At 44.1% G+C, this 21,775-nt stretch carries 18 protein-coding genes and 1 pseudogene; 6 read left to right on the top strand and 13 right to left on the bottom strand.

Translation table 11 applies throughout. From position 1 onward, the window contains the following. Positions 1–349 precede the first annotated feature (349 nt). Positions 350–2,113 (bottom strand): WD40 repeat domain-containing protein, encoded by a 1,764-nt coding sequence (locus tag V7L29_RS12875; RefSeq protein WP_334735713.1) that lies wholly within the window; start codon positions 2,111–2,113, stop codon positions 350–352. Between the two features lie 412 nt (positions 2,114–2,525). Further along, positions 2,526–2,921 carry a hypothetical protein gene (locus V7L29_RS12880; RefSeq protein ID WP_334735714.1) on the bottom strand — a complete coding sequence of 132 codons (396 nt, stop codon included), beginning with the start codon at positions 2,919–2,921 and terminating at the stop codon, positions 2,526–2,528. Between the two features lie 312 nt (positions 2,922–3,233). Between V7L29_RS12880 and V7L29_RS12885 the strand changes: the two genes are divergently transcribed. Beyond that, a complete protein-coding gene (locus tag V7L29_RS12885; protein ID WP_334735715.1) occupies positions 3,234–4,214 on the top strand; it encodes an alpha/beta hydrolase family protein in 981 nt (326 codons plus the stop codon). 11 nt (positions 4,215–4,225) lie between these two features. Beyond that, a complete protein-coding gene (locus V7L29_RS12890) occupies positions 4,226–4,903 on the top strand; it encodes an SDR family oxidoreductase (RefSeq protein WP_334735716.1) in 678 nt (225 codons plus the stop codon). Positions 4,904–4,938: 35 nt separating this feature from the next. Here the strand turns inward: V7L29_RS12890 and V7L29_RS12895 are convergent, their stop codons facing one another. The 3 genes from V7L29_RS12895 to V7L29_RS12905 are packed head-to-tail and all read right to left on the bottom strand — an operon-like array spanning position 4,939 to position 8,752. Beyond that, positions 4,939–7,053 (bottom strand): xanthine dehydrogenase family protein molybdopterin-binding subunit, encoded by a 2,115-nt coding sequence (locus tag V7L29_RS12895; RefSeq protein WP_334735717.1) that lies wholly within the window; start codon positions 7,051–7,053, stop codon positions 4,939–4,941. Next, on the bottom strand, positions 7,050–8,045 hold the full coding sequence (locus tag V7L29_RS12900) for an FAD binding domain-containing protein (protein ID WP_334735718.1): 996 nt from the start codon (positions 8,043–8,045) through the stop codon (positions 7,050–7,052). The genes V7L29_RS12895 and V7L29_RS12900 overlap by 4 nt, the downstream gene beginning before the upstream one ends. After that, positions 8,042–8,752, bottom strand: a complete 711-nt coding sequence (locus V7L29_RS12905) for a 2Fe-2S iron-sulfur cluster-binding protein (protein ID WP_334735719.1) — start codon at positions 8,750–8,752, stop codon at positions 8,042–8,044. The genes V7L29_RS12900 and V7L29_RS12905 overlap by 4 nt, the downstream gene beginning before the upstream one ends. A gap of 408 nt (positions 8,753–9,160) precedes the next feature. On the opposite strand from V7L29_RS12905, the pseudogene V7L29_RS12910 reads away from it, so the two are divergent. Next, a pseudogene (locus V7L29_RS12910) lies at positions 9,161–9,271 on the top strand (NAD-dependent epimerase/dehydratase family protein); the annotation flags it as partial. Positions 9,272–9,310: 39 nt separating this feature from the next. Continuing rightward, positions 9,311–9,709 (top strand): RidA family protein, encoded by a 399-nt coding sequence (locus tag V7L29_RS12915; protein ID WP_334690576.1) that lies wholly within the window; start codon positions 9,311–9,313, stop codon positions 9,707–9,709. A 45-nt stretch (positions 9,710–9,754) separates the two neighbouring features. On the opposite strand, the gene V7L29_RS12920 is transcribed toward V7L29_RS12915, so the two are convergent. The 6 genes from V7L29_RS12920 to V7L29_RS12945 form a co-directional block, all read right to left on the bottom strand. Then, a complete protein-coding gene (locus V7L29_RS12920; RefSeq protein ID WP_334735720.1) occupies positions 9,755–10,807 on the bottom strand; it encodes an aromatic ring-hydroxylating dioxygenase subunit alpha in 1,053 nt (350 codons plus the stop codon). Between the two features lie 183 nt (positions 10,808–10,990). Beyond that, positions 10,991–11,428: a secondary thiamine-phosphate synthase enzyme YjbQ gene (locus tag V7L29_RS12925; protein ID WP_292859895.1), complete on the bottom strand. Its 438-nt coding sequence runs from the start codon at positions 11,426–11,428 to the stop codon at positions 10,991–10,993. A 71-nt stretch (positions 11,429–11,499) separates the two neighbouring features. Then, positions 11,500–12,669, bottom strand: coding sequence for a pyridoxal phosphate-dependent aminotransferase (locus tag V7L29_RS12930; RefSeq protein ID WP_334735721.1), 1,170 nt, complete (start codon positions 12,667–12,669; stop codon positions 11,500–11,502). 442 nt (positions 12,670–13,111) lie between these two features. Beyond that, positions 13,112–13,330 (bottom strand): hypothetical protein, encoded by a 219-nt coding sequence (locus V7L29_RS12935; RefSeq protein ID WP_334690573.1) that lies wholly within the window; start codon positions 13,328–13,330, stop codon positions 13,112–13,114. Positions 13,331–13,695: 365 nt separating this feature from the next. Then, entirely contained in the window at positions 13,696–14,718 is a 1,023-nt protein-coding gene (locus tag V7L29_RS12940) for a tetratricopeptide repeat protein (RefSeq protein WP_334735722.1), read from the bottom strand. A gap of 287 nt (positions 14,719–15,005) precedes the next feature. Next, entirely contained in the window at positions 15,006–15,197 is a 192-nt protein-coding gene (locus V7L29_RS12945) for a GNAT family N-acetyltransferase (protein WP_334735723.1), read from the bottom strand. A gap of 428 nt (positions 15,198–15,625) precedes the next feature. Here V7L29_RS12945 and V7L29_RS12950 point away from each other — a divergent pair, with 428 nt between their 5' ends. Continuing rightward, positions 15,626–17,506: an ABC transporter ATP-binding protein gene (locus V7L29_RS12950; protein ID WP_334735724.1), complete on the top strand. Its 1,881-nt coding sequence runs from the start codon at positions 15,626–15,628 to the stop codon at positions 17,504–17,506. A 128-nt stretch (positions 17,507–17,634) separates the two neighbouring features. Further along, positions 17,635–18,288 (top strand): Uma2 family endonuclease, encoded by a 654-nt coding sequence (locus tag V7L29_RS12955; RefSeq protein WP_334735725.1) that lies wholly within the window; start codon positions 17,635–17,637, stop codon positions 18,286–18,288. Positions 18,289–18,589: 301 nt separating this feature from the next. Here the strand turns inward: V7L29_RS12955 and V7L29_RS12960 are convergent, their stop codons facing one another. Together V7L29_RS12960 and dnaK are read right to left on the bottom strand one after the other, a co-directional pair. Then, the gene (locus tag V7L29_RS12960) at positions 18,590–19,225 is read right to left on the bottom strand and encodes an acetoacetate decarboxylase family protein (protein ID WP_334735726.1); all 636 of its coding nucleotides are present in this window, start codon (positions 19,223–19,225) and stop codon (positions 18,590–18,592) included. 102 nt (positions 19,226–19,327) lie between these two features. Then, complete coding sequence (gene dnaK / locus V7L29_RS12965) at positions 19,328–21,232, bottom strand: molecular chaperone DnaK (RefSeq protein WP_334690567.1); 1,905 nt, start codon at positions 21,230–21,232, stop codon at positions 19,328–19,330. Positions 21,233–21,775: the final 543 nt, after the last annotated feature.

Genomic DNA, 21,775 nt, shown 5'->3' on the forward strand with positions numbered 1-21,775 from the left:
AATGGAGTTCAAAGACTCATTAATGGAGTTCAAAGACTCATTAATGGAGTTCAAAGACTCATTAATGGAGTTCAAAGACTCATTAATGGAGTTCAGAGACTCTTTAATGGATAGGACTTACGCAACGCCCATATTGTCATTGCGACCGAAACGGAGTGTAGGGAAGCAATAAGAGCGTCAGGGGGGATTACTTCTCTAGGAGACGCTTCACGTAGCTTGCTTCGACCTAGGAGTACGCTATCGCTCGTAATGACGGAATTACGTTATTTTTGCGTAAGTCCTGATGGAGTTCAAAGACTCATTAATAAAGTTCAAAATGGATGAACAGACGCAATTAATCGTGTTTCTACTAACTGCGTTGCCAAATTTTAATTGTCTTATCCAAACTCCCGCTAACTAACATCTCACCGGAAGCTGTGAAAGCTAATGCTGTGACTATATTGCCATGACCTGTAAACGTACCCAGCAATTCCCCGGTTTGTAGATGCCACAATTTGATAGTTTTATCAGCACTACCGCTGGCGATAATTTGTCCATCGGGACTTAAAGCGATCGCATATACTCTATCTCTATGTCCTTTCAGAGTATGAAGTAATTCCCCAGTCTCCAATTGCCAAACTTTAATCGTTTGATCCCAGCTACCACTCACCAGCAGTTTACCATCTCCACTGATTGCTAAGGAACAAACGATGTGAGAATGACCCATGAGGGTATGCAGCGGTTGTGCGTCTTTTAAACTTTTAATCCCCGTCTTCGGTAAGGTACGCCAGACTTTGATTTTGCGGTAACTACCTGTAACCAGAGTTTCGCCGTCTCGACTTAAAACTAGGGAATGAGCAGCTGTATCATCTAAAGAAAGGGCGATCGCTACCTGACGTTGCATCAAATCCCAAAACAGAATTTTTCTGTCATCTCCGCCAGTAGCTAACATTCTGCCGTCTGGGGTGAAGGCAGCACACCGCACTACCCCATTATGTTTGTGTAAAATATCTATCAAGTCTAAAGCGCCAACGTGCCAAAGCTTAATTGTGGAATCTGCACCGCAACTCACTAAAGTCTGCCCATCTGAACTAAAAGCCAGGGAATTCACTTCATCCACTACCCCAGATATCACCCAAGGATACTCTGATAATGTATCTATTAATTCACCCTTGCTTAAATCCCAGAGCTTCGTCTCTCCCCGACTACCACTTGCTAATATGGGTAAAGCTTTGCCATTATTACACCCAGAACTGAAAGCTAGGCAATTAATCCCTCTGTTGTGCCCTTGCAAAGTCTGCCAGCATTCCCAGTCACCGACTATACCCTTGAGGCAATGCTCTGATGGTAGAGTCTGTATTGTATCTGCGATCGCTTTCTCATTAATTACTGGCGACGTGTCTTTTTTACCAACAAGTGATTCTAAATACCAACTCAATCCCCCCGCATACAACAAATTACTCGGAGTAATGTAGAGTTTTGGTTCAGTAAGTTCAATCTGATTTGTAGGTAAAAAGCCTGTAATTATGCTCTGTTTTTCGTATCCTAACTTCCCTGTATATGGATAAAACAAACACAGAAAAATTAATACTTGGTGATTTTTTAAATCTTCTTGAGTAACCGACCAGCTAATTTTGTCTTTCTTAATACCATTAAAACTTTCTCCATCAGCAACATAGACTTGAACACTTAGCTGAGGATTATCTTTTAGTAGATAAGAGAATTTGCTTTTGCCACACAAATTTCCCTCATCATCTAAAATCATGTTTTGTAAGGGATCTTGTGGCACCTTTTTTACCAACTTGCCCAAGCGTTCAGTAATCACCCGGTCAACGATTTGCTCCCGCAAAAGATAATCTTGGGCTTGCTGTTGGAAGTATCTGGGAAAAGGTATCGTCCAGTCGGGAGGCTCAGGATATTCAGGTGGCGTCGGCGGCGGATTTTTGGCGAGAACTTCTGCCTGTTGGCGAGAAAGCTCTTGGAGTTTTGCCAAAGGTTCGCCCCAAAATCCCATAATTTCAGTGTGACAACCTTTGACTTGACTTTCTAGCAAAGATAAGTCATAAGTTTTAGGTTTTTTCACACGTTGAAGGAAGTCAGTTTGTTGAGCTTTAAGTAAGCTAATCCAATCCATCTGCATTCCTGCGGAAAACTATTGCATACCTAAGGTAAGCTATACCAATACAATTACTCAAGTTTATAACCTTAGTTAATTAAAAATTCAGTAATATTAGCAGTCTAATAAAACACAGCCATTGGCAGATGTTTGCGGAAAAGAGATAGATGGATAGCACTTAGACATTTCATTAACTGATGCAACTGAAGTATATAGAATTAGTTGATGTCTGTTAATTCTAACGGACATGGAGAACGAGATACTGTTTCCCTAGAAACAGTTCTAGCTGCAAAGGAAAGTTTAATCAAAGAGGGATTTCAAAGATTGCGGTAACGTGAAGTCAACAAATGCCTACACAAAAATGACTTAGTAACTAAGATTATCGGAGAAACCATCTGAAATCGGTATAAATGGTGAAGATTAGCTAATTTTAACCTTTGCGTTTTGGTTGTCTGGGTGTAGTATTTAGATCAGAGGAGTCCCCAAAAGTATCCCTTGGTTCGATTTGTTTAATTTTCATTTGCAAGTTCAAGTCATCACTGCTAACAATTGTTTCTAAATTCGCTAATCTTTGCTCTAACAGTTCTATTTGCTGTTGTTGCAAATAGTTAATTTTTGATTTTTGCTCATCAGAACGCCAAACAGCAACTGTACCAACCGCTGCGCCACCAATAGCAACTAAAGGAAGAATAGCACCGCTTCTGGTAACGGCTGACAGTGGGACGCAAACTCCGAGAATGGCGACTGTAATTACCCAAATTCTTGTGGTGGCAGATAATCTGACATCTTGGTATTGTTCTAGATTTGGTTGAGATTTTTTAGCCATAAGTAAACCCATTGAAAAGTTATTTGCTAGATTGGCACAATTGTTTACTAAAATACTTCCTACAATTGGGTTAAGTATAATTCTTGTATTAATATTTTTTCATTACCATTAGGTAAACATAATTCAACGTAAATTCCAATCAGCGAAATGATTTTCTTAACTCCTATACAGACGCGATTAATCGCGTCTTTACTGCTGCCTTCTGCTTTCTACTTAGTTACTTCGTTATTTTAGATCATTAGATTTTGGTTGCGAGGAACAGTTGTACACTGAGAGGAAGATTTTCTTGAAGTCATAGTCAGGAAGGTACAGATGACAGTTCGTGCTTTTTTTGAAGCTGCTAAAGTTGAGGGTGTCCAGTCACCTTACGATACCATTCACCTAAAAATTCTCTATCCAGCACAGATACCGGATCAGCTAGAAAAAAGTACCCGAATTGAGCCAGCTAATCCAGAAAACGCACCTTTTCCAGTAGTGATTTTATTCAACGGCTTTAACTGTGATGCTCAACAATACCAATGGCTAGCGGTTAAACTCGTTGAACGTGGATTGGTAGTGGTTCTGTTTAATTGGATTACCGAAAGTCTACCAGGCGTAATTAGCCTCACACCTGGGATTGATTTGGAAAAGATGAAACCCACAATTTATCGTACTGCTCCCACAGCTTTGGCTTTGCCAGCACTCCTAGCTAAACTCGAACAGTTACAAAATCAGGGAATTTTAGCAGGAATGCTGGATTTACAACGGATCATTCTCGGTGGACACTCTGCGGGTGGTAGGGTATCTATAGAAAATGCTGACCCTCAGTTTTTCCCTGAAGTTGCTGCATCTTTTGCTTATGGCTCAAGTAGCAGAGGACTTTTAATGATGGGGTATGAACCAGGAACTATCTTGGCTTTACCAGATTCCCTACCACTTCTACTAATGGGAGGAACTCGTGATGGATTCATGGTTAACAGTAGTGAACTCTATGGTGTAAGTCCTGGGGATGCTACCACCCCAGTCATCCGTACATTCCAAGAAGCAATTACTGGGGGACGAAATGACACCTATCTGGTAATTTTAGAAGGAGCAAATCACTATTCGATAGTTGATGAGCCAGACTCCACTACAGTTAGACCCTCTCTCGACTTAGAAGCTACTCAATCCCAAGAAAACTTGCGTTTGGTGATGAGTGAAATTATTGGTCTGTTTATTGATACTCATGTTCGCCATAAACCAGAAGCATCTCAGTTGCTTGAGCAATTATTGAATACTGCCAATCCTCTGATAAAATCCTTTGAGCGTAAGTAGTTAGGCTGATTATGACAAGTGCATCTTATATTTTTCTGGCTGGAGCAAGTCGCGGTGTTGGTCGAGAAATTGCCCAATCCCTCACAGGACAACAGCTAAAGGTCAAAGCACTCCTGAGAAAGGCAGCAGTTGCTGCTGAACTGGAAAGAATCGGTATTGAGGTAGTTCTGGGAGATGCCTTGAATGTTGGCGATGTCGAACGGGCAATGCTGACAGATGAACCTATTGACACTGTTATCAGTACAATTGGCGGTTTACCAACAGATGTAGAAAGGCCAGATTACCCTGGTAATAAAAATCTGATCGATGCAGCAGTTAAAGCTGGCGTGCAAAAGTTTATTCTTGTGTCTTCCATAGGTGCTGGCAATAGTGTTGTTGCTGCGTCACCCCAAGTTTTAGAGGTACTAGGAAAAGTTTTAGCTGAGAAAGACAAAGCTGAACAACACTTAATTGCCAGTGGACTCACCTATACAATTATCCGTCCTGGTGGACTAAAGTCAGAACCAGCAACGGGCAATGGCGTTTTAACCGAAGATCCGCAGATTATTGGTAGCATCAATCGTGCAGATGTCGCGCAGTTAGTTGGTCGCTGTTTAAATAGCCAACGCGCCAATAATAAAATTTTGTCAGCGGTAGACCGAAACATGCTGTTTGGGCAAAGAGAATTTGCAGAATTTAGTTTGGATTAATGCCCCTAAAGCTTCTTCTCAATGCCCAATGTCTTTTAGATCAACTTGTCAGGTGTAATGGGTAAATCACGGATGCGCTTACCTGTGGCATGGTAAACTGCATTGGCGATCGCAGCTGAAACACCTGTGATCCCAATTTCGCCTACACCTCGTACACCTGCTGGGTTGAAGTTGAAATCAGGTTCGCCGACGAAGGCCACCTGAATGCGAGGAATATCTGCATGGGCTGGGAAGTGATAGGTAGCAAGGTCATAAACCACGGGGTAGCCAATGTTTGGATCAACTTGGCAATCCTCCATTAAGGCTTGCCCAATACCCATGATCACGCCACCACGTACTTGACTCGCTACTGTTTTAGAGTTGATCACTCGCCCGATATCCATCACTGACACCCAGCGTGTCACCCGCAAACGTCCGATTTCTTCATCGACGCTGACTTCGCAAAAATGTGCGCCCCAAGATTGGAACGCCCATTTCTTGGTTTCATCACCAGGAGCAGAGGATGCTGTGGCCTCAATTGCTGCCTGGCCGGACTGACTCAGAGTTGCAAACGCCTCCTGTGCAGTCTTAACATTAGCAGTTTTCAGAACTTGCTCACAAGCTGACATGACCGCCGGGAGGAGAGATGCTGTCATCATGGAACCACCCGCCATGCCTCCATCTGGTAGTAAGGAGTCACCCAACTCTACGTGTATCTGTTCGATGGGTAGCCCCAATGCGTCTGCTGCTGTGGCTGCAACAACGGTATATGCGCCAGTGCCCATGTCATTGCCGGCGGTGAGAAGATGGGCAGTACCATCTGGTAGCAGCCGTACCTTGACTGATGCTTTCCCCCGCCTGCCAGGGTAGGTTGCTGCCGCCATCCCCCAACCAACGAGTTTACCATCGCGTGTCATAGAACGCGGCTGTTTTGGTCTGTCTTTCCAGCCAAATTGCTCCGCACCCAAGAGCAAACAGTCAGCAAAATGTTTGGCTGAGAATGGCTGACCTTGGCGCTGGTGTTCTTTAGTTTGGTTTTTTAGGCGCAGTTCTACCGGGTCAATCTTTAGCATCCAGGCCAGCTCGTCCATCGCCGACTCCATCGCCCACATTCCAGGATTCTCTCCTGGCGCGCGCATGAATGTTGGTGTACCCATGTTCAGCACCGCTAGTTCCTGCTTCAGTTGCAAATTCGGCGCTGTGTACATAACTGGCGTGACTGAGGTACAGGGTTCTGTAAAGATATCCACTGGTGAGGTACAGGATTTAACTTCATGGGCGATCACAGTTAAACTACCATCAGCTGTTGCTCCCAAGCGCATAGTTTGCTCGGTTTCGGAGCGGTGTCCGGCGTTGGCTGTCATTTGCCGTCGGCTGAGGACGACTCTCAGAGGACGCTGAAGTTCACGGGCAGCCGCAGCACAGAGAATACCGTGGGGCCAGGGAAAGGCTTTAGAGCCGAAAGCCCCACCCAAAAAAGGTGTGACGACATGAACCTGTTCAGTTGGGAGTCCAAAGAGTTGTGCATAGGTGCGCTGAGTTGCCAACACCCACTGGGACGGTTCGTAAACAGTGAGTGAGTTTGCATCTTGCCAGTGGGCAATGATCGCATGGGGTTCCATCGGCGCGTGCAGTTCGATGGCTGTCTTGTAGGTAGCTGTAAGTTTCGTTGTTGCACTCACCACCCCTGCCGCAAAATTCCCCTTTTCAAACTTTAGCTCTTGACCCATCAGCGGTGGTGCCTCCTTGAAGGTGGCGAGTGCAGCTTCCACGACTGGCTTTTGGCTTGTGTATTCCACCTTGACCAAATGCGCCGCATCACGCGCCCGCTCGAAGGTGTCTGCTACTACCAAACCGATAATTTGTCCTGCATAGTGAATTTTGTCATCCGACAACGGCAGACGAGCCTCGTAAATTTTCGAGGTCATAAAGTCGTTGGCTGGCATAAACACTTTCGGCGAGTTTTTATGCGTGAAAACATCTATGACACCGATTGCCTTTTCTGCCGCCCTGGTGTCGATGCTTTTAATTTGCCCATTGGCAATGCTGGCGGTGACAAGATAACCGTGAACCAGACCTGGAATTTCATGTTCTGCGGCATAGGTTGCCGTGCCCATAACCTTTGCCCGTCCATCCTTGCGGTTGACAGCAGTCCCAATTACTTTGTTCATACTACGCCTCCTCCTTTGGCTGATACCGCGAGTGCGCGACGAATTGCCCGCTTTGCCAAGTCAACTTTGAAACTGTTATAAGTTAATGGTTTAGCTTCTTGAAGTGCAATTTCTGCCGCTTGTTGAAACGTTGCAGTATTGGCACTCTTGCCGATCAAAAACTTTTCTGCTTCTTTTGAGCGCCAAGGTTTATGGGCTACGCCACCCATTGCCAAGCGTACATTCTGAATCTGCTCGCCCGCTAAATCAACCGCAGCTGCCACAGAGACTAATGCAAAGGCATAGGAAGTGCGATCGCGTAACTTTAGGTAAACCCCTGATTTGGCAAACGGCACTGGGGGCAGAATCACAGAGCTAATCAACTCACCTGGCTCTAAGTTTGTATCTCGCTGGGGAGTGTCCCCTGGTAGTCGGTGAAAGTCTGTCAATGGTATTTGCCGCTTACCTTTGGGGCCTTCCACAACAACAACAGCATCCAGAGCCGCAAGAGAAACACACATATCAGAGGGTTGAACTGCCACGCATTGGTCACTGGCCCCCAGGATGGCGTGCATCCGATTGATCCCCGTTGCTGCCGGACAGCCGCTTCCTGGTTGCCGTTTGTTGCAAGGGAAGGCGGTATCGTAGTAGTAGGGACAGCGAGTGCGTTGTAGTAGGTTGCCCCCTACGGTTGCCATATTGCGGATTTGCTGAGACGCACCAGAAAGAATCGCTCGGGACATTATTGGATAATCGCGGCGAACATCAGGATGGTCTGCCACTGCTGTGTTAGTTACCAGCGCTCCAAGGCTCAGACCACCCTCACTTGTCCGTTCAATGCGCTTCATCTCTAATCGAGAAATGTCGATAAGTTGCGATGGCTCATCTAGAAAAACTTTGAGACGGTCAACCAAATTCGTACCGCCCGCAATTAATATCGCATTTTGGTCATTTGTTGCCCGTTGAACCGCATCTTTCACAGAGGTAGCACGGGTGTAAGTGAAGTTGTTCATCTGAGCATCTCCTGGGGTTCATTGACCATCATATCTGCGGACGAAGAAGGTGGTTTTTGTCCCGTTACCTGCTGGACTGCTGCCACAATGCCGTTGTAAGCGCTACATCGACAGAGATTACCACTCAGTCGCTCCTTGATTTCAGCTTCAGAGAGTTCAGCTAGCTGTGGGGGAAGAGTTAAATCTGGCGTGACAACGCTAGCACAGCCGCGTTTGACTTCATCAAGTAAGGCAACAGAAGCACAAATCTGTCCTGGGGTACAATAGCCGCACTGGAAGCCATCGTTGTCAATGAATGCTGCTTGCACTGGATGGAGAGTATCGCCCTTGGCCAGCCCTTCAATGGTGATGATCGCTTTGTCTTCCTGCATCACTGCCAGAGCCAGGCAGGAATAAACTCGTTCACCATCGATTAGAACAGTACAAGCCCCACACTGTCCGTGATCGCATCCCTTTTTGCTGCCCACTAGCCCCAGGCGATCGCGCAGGGCATCTAAGAGTGTGACACGCGGCTCAAGGTCAAGGGTTTGCTGCTCACCGTTAATAGTAAGTTTCACGTTGATCTCACCTGGGCTACTTTGGCTAGCCTCCTTTGCTATAGTTGCCTGACTGAGTGATGAGGGAGCGGCTATAGCCGTTCCAGCAGTCAGTACTTGTCCCAAAAAACCGGGTTGGGATGTTATTTCTGCCCTTGTTTTGTCTTCCATAATTCATACTTCTAAATTGAATAATCCGGTAATTCTGAGAACTTAGGGATATGCATAGCTATTTAGTATTGTGTACATAATTTAAGGTTGAGTGCAGGTAAGAGTCTGGGTAAATAACGAAAAAATCAGATAAAGTACGCTTCCCAAAATAGCTGAATCATCTTCTCAGCCGTGGATTTCGCATAATATTGCTGTTTGTCCCACCTCTATTGACTAGAGCGATAGTTCACTCAGTATTTCTTAACAAAACGAAATATTTTGTACTGAGTTAAAATGTCTATCTGAGGCTAAATTCTCAGTTTTAGTTTTTAGGCGATGTCTACGACGGGCTACGCCTACGCACTAGAAGTTCAATTCTTGACGTGGCAAGAGAAGTATACTTGAGTTTTGTCAGTCAACCAGGTATTCTTGACTGGAGCAACTGGCTACATTGGTGCAGTTATTGCGACCAAATTGCAAGCAGGCGGACATATAGTTGTCGGATTAGCCAGAAGTGAAGCGAGTGCAGCTAGTCTACGAGACCGCAATGCTTCACGATCAATAAATAGAGGCGAACAAATGGCCAAGAAATTAGTAAACCCTGAACGACTGTATGACGGCACCCCCTTTGGAATGTCGCAGGCAGTGCTTGATACCGAGAGCTCGTTGGTGTTTGTTTCCGGTCAGGTCGATTGGGATCGCCAATACCAAGTATCCCAGAACTCCGTCTCGGGCCAGTTTGAAGCTGCACTAGAAAATTTACGGACGGCACTTGTGGCTGCCGGCGCAAGCGTCGACAGCCTGCTGCATCTGCGGCTCTATGTCCGTGGAGAACTTGAAGACCATATGGAATCTTTGGCACCAATCCTAGCCAAATTCCTTGGCAGTTCACGTCCAGCAGTAACTGGCATTGGTGTCGCTTCTCTCGCATCGAAAGCCACGCTTGTAGAAGTAGAAGCGGTTGCCAAAGCTGATTAGTTTGTGTCTTCATCCCGCAAATATGCAACGCCGTAAATCTCAATTTTAAGCACGCCACCGGAGTATTTGACCCTTAACAGGATTCACAAATTCTCGTCTTTCAGCCACAGAACGAGCATACTCCCGCTTTAACTGGTAATACCACAGCGCCTGCATATCTGAGTCCTTAATCAGCCGCAGCACAGGATTATATTTCAAACCAATCTGCTGCTTTTCCACTACCGTTCGGTCTTGGCCAAGGAAAGTCCGCGTCAGCACATGCATCAGTGGCTTAAAAAATCCCAGCCAAGGGAGTGTCCAGTAAAGAGCAAAAGTTACCTCTGTTTCTGTGTCTGAAATCGGTGTAACTGCCGTTAAATTAACGACTCGATTATTATTAATAGTGGTTTCTTCAATTCTGACTCCAGGTAAACGAAAAGAAATTTCCGTTTCCGGTACACCACCGCCAATCAGCCAGTATAATCGACCCCCATTCGCTGGTACTCGGTGTCGTGGCATCGTAAAGCCGTAGGGCGAAGCATCGAATTGCTTTACTTCCTCATGCAATTGCTCATTTCGCCACCACCAAGCGCGATGAACATAAGGTGAATGGGCAGGGTCCATCAGACCGACTACTGCATGATCTATAAAACAGGGGAATTTCATGACTTCTACAAACTGCGGCGATCGCTCATCAAACCCTGGAATTACCGGGATTTCCATCTCAGAAGCCGATTGAGGGTTATCGCGATCGGGCATATATATCCAGATATTCCCTTGGGCTTCGCGAACACTATATGACTGCACATCAAAGCGACTCAAATCCATTTGCTGCTCCTCTACAAGAGACGGGATCGCAGTACAGCGCCCACCGGAGTTAAAGCGCCAACCGTGGTAGCAGCATTCCACTTCCTGCCCATCGAATCTACCACAACTCAAAGGCACGGCACGATGAGGACAAATGTCTCGCATAGCAGAGACTTTGCCATCCTGGCTGCGGACTAGCAGCACCGGTTCTCCCAAGAAAATCCGGCTGATCATCATACCTGGCTTGATCTGATTACTAGGCAGAGCATAGTACCAAGTATTACGTAATACAAAATTATCGTTATTTTTCATAGCTAATTGCGTCTGCCTTTGACACAACGACAGTCCTGGTTTGTCGAAAGGAAGGTTATACTTGAAAACATTCTTTTAGGTTTTTAATTGCTGTAGGTAAATTCAACTGATGCACTTTTTAGTTATGCTCGTAATTCTCTCAGATTTGGGTTGTTATGGGAGTATTGCAGGTGTAAAGTTAGATTATTCACCAGAAATTTGGACAAATACTGTTCTTTTGCGCGGGCCATCCAACTCAAAAAACAACACAGATTGCCAGGTTCCCAAAGCTAATTTACCATCCACAATGGGAATTATCTCACTCGTGGTCAGCATCATTGCCATCAAATGAGAATGAGCATTAATTGGTTCATCTTCTGGAACATCTCTTAAATGCAAATCATTATGCAAATAGCTATCTGACTCAGGTGCTAATTTTTGCAAGAACACTTTTATATCTTCTAATAATCTGACTTCATTTTCGTTGATAGCTAATGCTGTTGTCGTATGTCGAGAAAATACTAAAGCTTGTCCATTTTTAATTGATGTTGAGGCAATAAAATCTTGAATTTGTGGAGTAATATTATGAATATTAATTTTTGGCTCAGTTTCAATTTCAATTAACTTATTAATAATTGACATCTGTTGAATTTTATATTTTAGATTACAGACGAGGTATGTGAAGGAGGCAGGAGGCAGAAATTGGATGACTCTTAACTCCTAAGTATAGTTTCCAAACCTTGCACTAATCTCTCTATACCTTTTTTTACTGTCTCTTTTTGCAGCGCCCCATAGGCAACGCGTAGATAGCATCCGTCATCCATGCCAAAGGTTGTACCTGGAATAACTGCTACTTTATGTTCTTGAATTAGTCTTTTGACTAACTCAAAAGCATCCATCTGGGTATGAACTTTGAGGAAAAAATAGAAAGCGCCATTAGCAGGAATAATGCTACATAAGCTTTGTAGACGGTTAAGAGAGTCTAATACTAGTTGGCGTACTTGAGTAATAGCTCCTATATTACTCTTCAAATAATCATCTTTTGCCTGCAATGCCCCTAAAGCTGCATATTGAGAAATGACTGGCGGACAAATCAAAATTGTATCCTGGACTTTTTTAACAGCGACAAGTAAGTGTTTGGGAATCACCATGTAGCCAATGCGCCAACTGGCAAAACCATATGCTTTGGAAAGGCTATAAAGAGAAATGGTGTACTCGCTACTATTATCAAATGCACCAGGTGAAATGTGTTTTATCCCGTTATAAGTAAAGTATTCATAAGCTTCATCGCTGATATGATAAATACTGCGAGTGCCACAAATTTGATTTACTTGGCGCAATGCGGCTTGTGAATAGACAACCCCAGTTGGATTATTTGGGGAAATTGTCACCACAGCCCGTGTTTTGGGAGTAATTGCTTGAGCGATCGCATCTGGGCGCAGTTGGTAATTTTCATCTGTCGCCACTAACACTGCACGACAACCAGCCATTGCGATCGCCATTTCGTGGTTGAAATAGTAAGGCGTATTCAGAATAATTTCATCGCCTGGATTAGTGATCGCAAGAATGGCATTCATAAATCCCATATTGCTCCCGGCTGTCACAACGATGCAGTTTTCCCCGTTGATTTCAATGCCGTTGAAAGCTTGCAATTTTCCTGCAAGTGCTGTCAGCAACGGGGGAATTCCCTCAACTGATTTGTATAAATTATTAGCGGGTTCGGCAAAGAATTTGGCTAAAAATTCTCTAGCTTCTAGTGGTGGGTTGTAATAAACAACACCCTGTCCTAGAGAGATTGTTCCAGGAGAGTTTTTAATCAGTTCCCCAACCACAGGAATAATTGGCGATTGTACCGCCTGCATACGAGAGGTTAGGGATTTCATATTTCCATGCCTATGTACCTGGTTTTAGTATCTCTTAATATGGAAGACATCAGAGTTCCTCTGTGATAGATTCCCACATTGTCAATAGGGTTCGGTTAATATGTTTGTCTCTCGGAAATCCCCCCAACCCCCAATTTATCGGGCAGGGTGGTTTCATACAAGCAGAGAAAAACTAAAACTGGGTTTCAAAGCCTCTCCCCCTGTGGGGGAGAGGCTTGGAGAGAGGGAAAAAGCCTAGACACAAAACGAGAAATCAAGACTTAATGTATTTTTCTTTTTTCGTATGAAACCACCCTGCAACCCCCCAATTTATCGGGGGGCTTTTTCTGATCTTTACCCCCTTTTTTAGGGGGTCGCCGCAGGCGGGGGGATCTTATCCGAACTGCATCAATGTGGAAGTCCGTCACCAAAAGATTAACCGGATTTGCGATTACCCAAAAATTTAGTCAATCGAAATCTGTTGAGGGCCAGTGGCTTTGCCATTATGTGCGTCTATTGTGATGTTGGTGTAACTATTTGAGCGGATTTGTTGCTCCAGCCAGCTTTTAACAGGATCGTCTGCAAGATTGAGCCGAAGCACACCAGAGAATAACCCACCCACAAATGAGACTGGATGCTGGATAAATTCTCTGAATATAGGTGACAATTCATCAATGAACATTAAAAGACTCCTGGCGGTGCCGTAAAAAATTATTACTTCTTAATTGATCGTAACCTGTTGAGCAATATCTGGTTGGCGGTAACAAAAAATACAATTAACTGAGTGTAAAGATGAAAGAAATAGCTAAATATTGGAAGACTTGTGCTTCTATGGATAAAACTGTCTTTATTTAAAGTACACAGTTACTAATAAAATTTGTATGTTACTTAAGTATGAACTTTACTAGCAAATAAAATTCGGCGCGGCTGATTTGGGAAACAGCTTACTTAGAGTTATACCAAGTTGCGAACTTTTTGAGCTTCAACTCGAACACCAAAATTCCCAACTTCTTAAAGAAGTCGAGAATCTGAGCCTGCTGCATTTAACTAGAGTGAATCTATAAACTGCTGTACTTTTTCCAGGAGTGGCTGATGCTCGATTTTCTCTGCTAACTCTTGGGCATTTTGGTAACACGATCGCGCCAATTTTTTGCGTTTTGTTGTGGCGTAAAGGCTTCCCATATTCAGTAAAGTTGAAATTTCTCCGAGACAATCGTTTAGTTGTTGATAAATCGTAATCGCTTGTTTATAGAACTTCATTGCCTGCCGATGCTCTGCCAGGGTGCTGTAGGTAAAACCAATGTTGTGAAGCGTTGTTGCCTCACCAGAGCGATCGCTGATAGCTCGACGTGTCAAAAGAACTTGATAGTAAAGTAATAGCGCTTGTTTCGGTTTTCCTAAATCACTATAGATTGAAGCAATATTATTCAAAGTGGTTGCTTCACCAACCAAATTCTTGACAGCTCGTTGAATTGGAAGTGCTGCTTGTAAAAATTCTAGAGCTTGCTCAAACTTGCCTAAGACATTGTAAGCAAATCCAATGCCATTTAGCGTTGTTGCTTCACCAGAAAAGTCACCTAACAATCGCCGCATCGTCAAAATTTGGTGTTGTAGCAACAGTGCCCGTTTTGGTTCTCCTAAGCTGGTATAAATTAGCGCTACATCATTAAGAATAGAAACTTCACTTTGAGTATCTTGCAATTGCCTAAAGATTGGTAGTGCTTTGTCAAAATATTTCAACGCTTGCAAAAAGCGTCCAAGACGGCTGTAAGTAGAACCCAGATTGCTAAGTGCAGTTGCTTGTGCTGGCGCGTTGCCAATTTCAACAGCAACCGAAAGTGCCTGATGAAACTGCTCTAATGCTCTTTGAGGTTGCCAGCAACTGAGGTAAGCTAAACCAAGGTCATTTAATGTATAACCTTCCCTAGCTCGGTCTGGAATTGCTCTAGCCAAGTGTAAATTCTTGGTTGCAAGATCGAGATACTCTTGAAATTTCCCGCGCTGGTAGTAGCGGTTTGCTTGATCACGACGTTGTTCCCACTCTTTGACTTGATTTAAAGGTTGCGTCATCTGAACCTCAGTTGCATTCTGCAATAAATAGGCAAGACATCTTTAAGGAATGAACCCTTCTTAGGTTAGGTTTCCCAAAATTGAGTTAACCTTTATCTTCCAATACGCTTGGGTTAAGCCTAAAACTCTTTCTTCAAGTCAATTTTTTTAACGTAGACGCTGCCTCGGCTTGCCGCAGCAAAAAGTGTATCGCGTCGTTTCCCGCCTTTAGCACCACGCTTTCTCGTGTCCGCGTACCTCTTCTCTTAAGCAAGCTACGCGTAGCGTCTCGTAGAGAAGAGGCTGCGCTATCGGTTGGCGTAGCCCGCTGTAGGCATCGCTACTATCGGATCTAGCTTCAATTGCCAAAATCCAAACTTTAAAGTTGTTTGAGAGGCTTCAGTCCCCAGTCCCATGTTCCAATAGGACTTGTCAATCACATCGCCTAGCTCAACTTCCGGCGTATTTTCCAGAAAACCAAGTCTACAAGAGCCAATCATTGTACTAGTAGTTTACCAACGCAAAATTGCTATGTGGAGGCAGGCAAAGGAGCAGGGGAGCAGAGGAGAAACTTTTAGTAAGTCTTTCCCCTCTGCTCCTCCGCTCCTCTGCTGCCTACAACGCAAAGTTACCTTGGCAGACTACTAGTTTCTTTATGTATTACTGCCCACATCCTAAAGTTGTGTTGTTGCCACTGTTAAATATGTTTGCTTAAACTTGCCTGGGTTTGTTCCCTTGTTCTTGGCGACAGATACCTGATGATTTCTGCATCACTGTAGAGGCGAAATAGGTAATCAAAGTCGTTTACAGAGAAGTGTCTTAGTATCAGTCTTGCGATTTCTATCTTAGGCATGGTATCAGAGTAACAGGTCAAACGCTACTTTAAACAAGCGTATTTTTCTGCAAACATTAATATAATGCTCTTACTATGAGCATCTACCAATCTCTCAAAAAATCTTATACGCAATATCGTCGGAGTGAAAATGACTGGCGGTTATTTTTGCGTTTAGTCCCTTATGCCCGTCGTAGCGGACGATTGTTAACGCTGTCGATGTGCCTACTCGTACCGATCGCGATAGCGAATGCCATACAACCACTGTTGATTGGCCAAGCTATCTCCCTAATTCGCCATGAACCAAGCACTTACGAATTTCTCAGGAATCGCCCTTTGTGGCAAGGGCTAAATATCCTAGAGGGATTATTGGTGATGGCGATCGCAATCCGATTGATTTTGACAGGTTACCAGGGTTATCTAGTACAGAAGCTAGGACAACAAATCACCGCAGCAATTCGTCAAGACTTATTCCAGCATGTGACATCTTTAGCGGTACGCTTTTTTGACCGCACGCCCGTAGGTAAATTAATCACCAGAATCACCAGCGATGTGGAAGTGTTAGGCGATGTCTTTTCTACTGGGGCAATTGGCATTGTGTCCAATTTGTTTTCCATGCTGGTCATTTTGGGTTTAATGTTTTCCATCCAATGGCAACTCACTTGCTTGCTGCTATTGATGTTGTTACCAATTACCTGGTTAATTGTTTACATTCAGCAACAGTACCGCAAAGCCAATTACAAAGGGCGGGACGAACTTTCTATCCTGAACTCACAGCTACAAGAAAATGTGCTTGGCATTAACGTGGTGCAGTTGTTCGGCAGGGAAAAATTTAATGCCGAATTGTTTCGCGCCACCAACACCCGATACACTCAGCAAATGGATCAAACCATCTTTTATGATTCATTTATTTCAGCAACCTTGGAATGGATTGGTCTGATTGCGATCGCAGGTGTTTTGTTGATGGGTGGTTGGTTACTGTTGGGAAAAGACTTGACTTTTGGAACTTTATCTGCATTTGTATTGTATGCCCAGCGATTATTTGACCCTTTAAGGGATTTTGCAGAAAAATTTACGGTAATTCAAGCTGGTTTCACTGCCATTGAACGCGTCGGCGATATATTAGATGAACCGATAGAAATTCGCGATCGCGCCAATGTGCGTTTCTCAATATTTGATGCTAAATTCGGCTACATAGATGAGATAGTTGCAAATCTAGAATCCCCAAACCTCACTTCCCTGCCTGAACTGGGAGAGATTCGCTTTGATCACGTCTGGTTTGCTTACAAAAATAATGATTACGTAATTAAAGACTTAGATTTCACCATTCATCCTGGTGAAAAAGTGGCATTAGTCGGCCCCACAGGTGCGGGTAAAACTTCGATTATCCGTCTTTTGTGCCGCCTCTACGAACCCACACTAGGACGGATTCTCATAGATGGTGTCGATATTCGAGAGGTACCACAGGCAGAACTGCGGCGCTACATGGCAGTAATTCTACAAGAAGGCTTTTTGTTTGCTGGCGACGTTAAAAGCAACATTTCTTTAGGAGATGGCTATACCGTCGAACAGATTCACCAAGCAGCAGAGGAAACCAATATTGCCCAGTTTATAGAAGAACTACCCCAAGGCTATGATACTCAACTTCGAGAACGGGGTACAAATATTTCTAGTGGTCAAAAGCAACTTTTAGCCTTTGCGCGGGCTGCTATTCGCAATTCTCAAATTTTGGTACTAGATGAAGCTACTGCTAGTTTAGATGTTGGGACAGAAGCTTTAGTTCAAGAGGCATTAAACCAGCTTTTGCTCAGACGTACCGCGATTATTATCGCTCACCGTCTGTCTACGATTCGCAATGTAGACCGGATTTTTGTTCTCAAGCGTGGCGAATTAATTGAGCAGGGAAGTCATGAACAACTGCTGCAACAAGGAGGGCTTTATGCCACTTTGCATAACTTGCAGATGTTAGGAAGTTAGAATATTTTCATTTCAGGCGCTTCGCATAACCCCGATTTATTTACATATTTGCGGATCGTTGAAATACCCAAATGGCGTGTAGTACCTATGTACGATGAAGTCAATATATATAGCTTAAGGAGAAAACTATGACTACTGCGATCGCTTCGCCTACAAATATAACCATACTTCAAGGCATTCACTGGGATACATATCAGAATTTGGTGCGAGATTTAGAATCCCAACCAGGAATGCGACTCACTTATGATGATGGAATTTTGGAGATTATGATGCCGCTACCACCTCACGAACGTTATAAACGATTATTGGGTCGTTTTGTGGAAGTGGCGACGGAAGAGTTAGGAATTGAAATTTGTAGTTTAGGTTCTACAACTTGGACACGAGAAGATTTACGCAAGGGTTTAGAACCAGATGAGTGTTATTACATTCAAAATGAGTTAGCTGTGCGCGGTAAGGACGTGATTGATTTAACAATTGATCCGCCTCCAGATTTAGCAATCGAGGTTGATAGTACAAGCAGTTCGATGAATCGGATGGGGATTTATGCGGCGTTGGGTGTACCAGAGGTATGGCGTTTTGATCGAGAGATTTTGACTATTTGCAGTTTAGTTAATAATGACTATCAACTCCGTGAGATATCGTTAGTATTGCCGATGTTTGATGCTGTTGTGCTGAAGTCGTTTTTGGAGTTAAGTTTAATGATGGGTGAAACAAGTTTAATTCGTCATGTGCGGCAATGGGTAAGGGAACAGTTGACAAAATCACAAACAGTAGTGGAATGAATTGAATGTAATTCCTTTTCAGAATAGAATAATCTAGAATGCTTTACAGCATAAAACTTTTACCAATAATCTTGATTTAAACCATTCTGTTAGAAAATAAATGCTCAAATGTTCGCTCTATCTACAGTTGAAAATTTAGCTCTTATTTTCTTTTCCCAGAGTGACTACAGAAGGATAAGTCAGCGAGCGCACTCATGTAATCCTCCCACAACTTCAACTGATTTATGAAATTGTTGGGCACTAATTTGGGCAGTTTCTATAGTTTTTGGCTCCAGAGTAAGAGCATCTCAATATGAAATGCCTAGACACGCATCTGCTCCACAACTTTTGGCGCATCAACCCGTAAATTCATCTGCTCACACCGCACAGTTAACCAAGGCTTACCTAAACCTATTTCAGAAAAAGGACTTTCGGCAGGGATTTCTAACTTAGAACCAATCAAACCCAACACAGACTCAAATTCAGCAGGGAACATCAGCAAATTAGCACCAAGGGTGCTGAAACTAGAGACACTTAATCGCTGTCTCCATGCCAAGCTTTGCCGATTATATTTAAGACTACACAACTTCCGGTTTTTCTGATGGACAGTAACACGTTCTCCTTGTTCCCAGGTAAATTCAGCCAGTTCCTTTGGTAGTCCCCAAATTTCTCGACCGCCAGCCACCGAATCAGCATTATTTACATAAATGTGGGAAACCCAACCACCGATTTTCCTCTGGTGATTAACTAAAGCAGGGGCAACAATTAACTCACTGTACTCCAGTACCGAGCCTGACCCGTAATTAGATAAATACACGCTGGCGAGAGTTTTACCAGGCCAAACAGAAATAATTTCTAACTCTAAGGGAATCAACGGGCGCACTTGGTCAATATCTACCAAATGCAGAGTTTGGATAGCGTAGCCTTGAAGTGTCCAAGGTACTTGTGGGTATTGCATAAAGGAGTTAGGAGTTAGGAGAAAAAAATCCCCACGCAGGCATTTGCCTGCGTGGGTAATATGAGGTGGGACAAAATAATCTTCCCAAAAGAAGTAGGGGAATTATTTGCTCTCTGTAAAATCAGCGTCAATTACATCGTCGCCGCTACCAGAGCTAGATGTGGAACCACTATCTTGAGGTTCAGCACCAGGTGTAGCACCAGCACCAGCTTGTTGATAGATGTTGCTACCAACGGCGAATAGGGCTTGTTGCAATTCTGGGGTAAGCTTTTTGATTTGCTCATCGTCTTCTTTAGCAACTGCTTCCCGCAGTTCTTTCACTAAACCTTCGACTTTGGTCTTGTCAGCATCGGGAACTTTATCGCCCAATTCTTGTAGCTGCTTTTCAGCTTGGTATGCCAAGGAGTCGGCTTGGTTCTTACGTTCAATCTTCTCACGCCGCTCTTTGTCAGATGAAGCGTTCTGTTCAGCTTCTCTCACCATCCGGTCAACGTCAGATTTATCTAGGGTGGAAGCGCCGGTTATGCTAATGGACTGTTCTTTACCAGTGCCTTTGTCTTTGGCGGTGACGTTAAGGATACCGTTAGCGTCAATATCGAACACGACTTCAATTTGAGGAACGCCGCGTGGTGCAGGAGGAATACCATCAAGGCGGAAGGTTCCCAAGCTCTTATTATCGTTAGAGAATTCGCGTTCACCTTGGAGGACGTGAATTTCTACGTTGGTTTGACCATCCACAGCGGTGGAGAAGACTTCGGATTTCTTGGTGGGAATTGTCGTGTTGCGGGGGATAATTTTGGTCATCACGCCGCCCAAGGTTTCTACACCCAAAGATAGGGGTGTCACGTCTAACAGCAAGATGCCAGTTACATCACCAGCCAGTACCCCAGCTTGAATGGCTGCACCAACTGCTACGACTTCATCAGGGTTCACACTTTGGTTGGGATCTTTACCCAATACCTGCTTGACAACCTGTTGGACTGCGGGAATGCGGGTAGAACCACCAACTAACACCACTTCATCAATATCACCTTTGTTTAACTTGGCATCCCGGAGGGCGTTTTCCACAGGAACACGGCAACGGTCGATTAAGTCAGAACAAAGTTCTTCAAACTGAGCGCGAGTTAGGGTTGTATCCAGGTGCTTGGGTCCATCCTGGGTTGCGGTGATAAATGGTAGGTTGATTTCTGCTTGGCTGACACTAGAAAGCTCAATTTTGGCTTTTTCTGCGGCTTCCGTCAGACGTTGTAAGGCTTGTTTATCTTTCCGCAGGTCAATACCTTCGGTTTTCTTGAACTTCTCAGCTAAAAAGTCAACTATTTTTTTATCGAAGTCGTCACCACCGAGATGGGTATCACCAGATGTAGCTAGTACTTCAAAAACTCCATCTCCTACTTCCAGCACGGATACGTCGAAGGTACCACCACCAAGGTCAAACACGAGAATGGTTTCGTTACTCTTCTTATCAAATCCGTATGCCAAAGAAGCAGCGGTAGGCTCGTTGATAATCCGTAGAACTTCAATACCTGCAATTTTACCAGCGTCTTTTGTCGCTTGCCGCTGGGAGTCGTTGAAGTATGCCGGAACGGTGATTACAGCTTGGGTTACAGTTTCGCCCAAATATTTGCTGGCGTCTTCAACTAGTTTGCGAAGAACTTTTGCAGAAATCTCTTCAGGAGCAAACGGTTTACCAACTATAGGACAATCTAATTTGACATTGCCGTTGCTGCTGAGGACTTTGTAAGAAACTTCCGTAGCTTCGTTACTTACTTCGTCGTAGCGGCGTCCGATAAAGCGTTTGACTGAGTAAAACGTATTTTCGGGGTTCATCACCGCTTGGCGTTTGGCGATTTGACCAACCAAGGTGTCGCCATTTTTGGCAAATGCGACTACTGATGGCGTTGTCCGAAAACCTTCAGCATTAGCAATTACTGTGGGTTTACCACCTTCCATCACTGCCACGCAGGAGTTCGTTGTTCCTAAGTCAATTCCAACTACTTTTGCCATTTTAGGGGCTGGCTCCGTATAACTACAAATGAATGAATGAGAATATAAAGGACTAAATTTTGAACCAACAGGGTGAATAAATCAGCCAGTTCAGCATGAATACCTTTAGTTTGGCTTTCTTGGAGTTATAACTCCAGACTATGCTGATATATATACTGAAGCTTAGTGCTAGCCAGTCCATGAAGGGTGGTTTCCCGAACCTTGCTTGGGACGGTTAAACTAACTAAATACTTTTTTTAGTTGGTTCATGGATTAATTTGCCTTCACTTTGTCTAATGTATGAGAATTAATACTTTCAGTAATTAGGGTGAACCGTAACGTCAGAGTGGTGTTTGCCGTCTTTAGAGGTAAGAAACTATAGAAACACTGAGGATAGAACCAAATTAAAAGGCGCCGCAGGTCTGGCTTCAGTAATTGCGTAATGAGCCATCTCTTTAGTCCACAGTTGTACTGTGCTTATACCCAAGGGAAATCCATTTTCTGCATCCAACTTAGCTACTTCGACTGCGCCCAACTCTTGGAGAGGCTGCGCCCTAAGCGTAG

Source organism: Nostoc sp. (assembly GCF_036916575.1).
In the GTDB taxonomy this organism is placed as follows: domain Bacteria; phylum Cyanobacteriota; class Cyanobacteriia; order Cyanobacteriales; family Nostocaceae; genus Nostoc.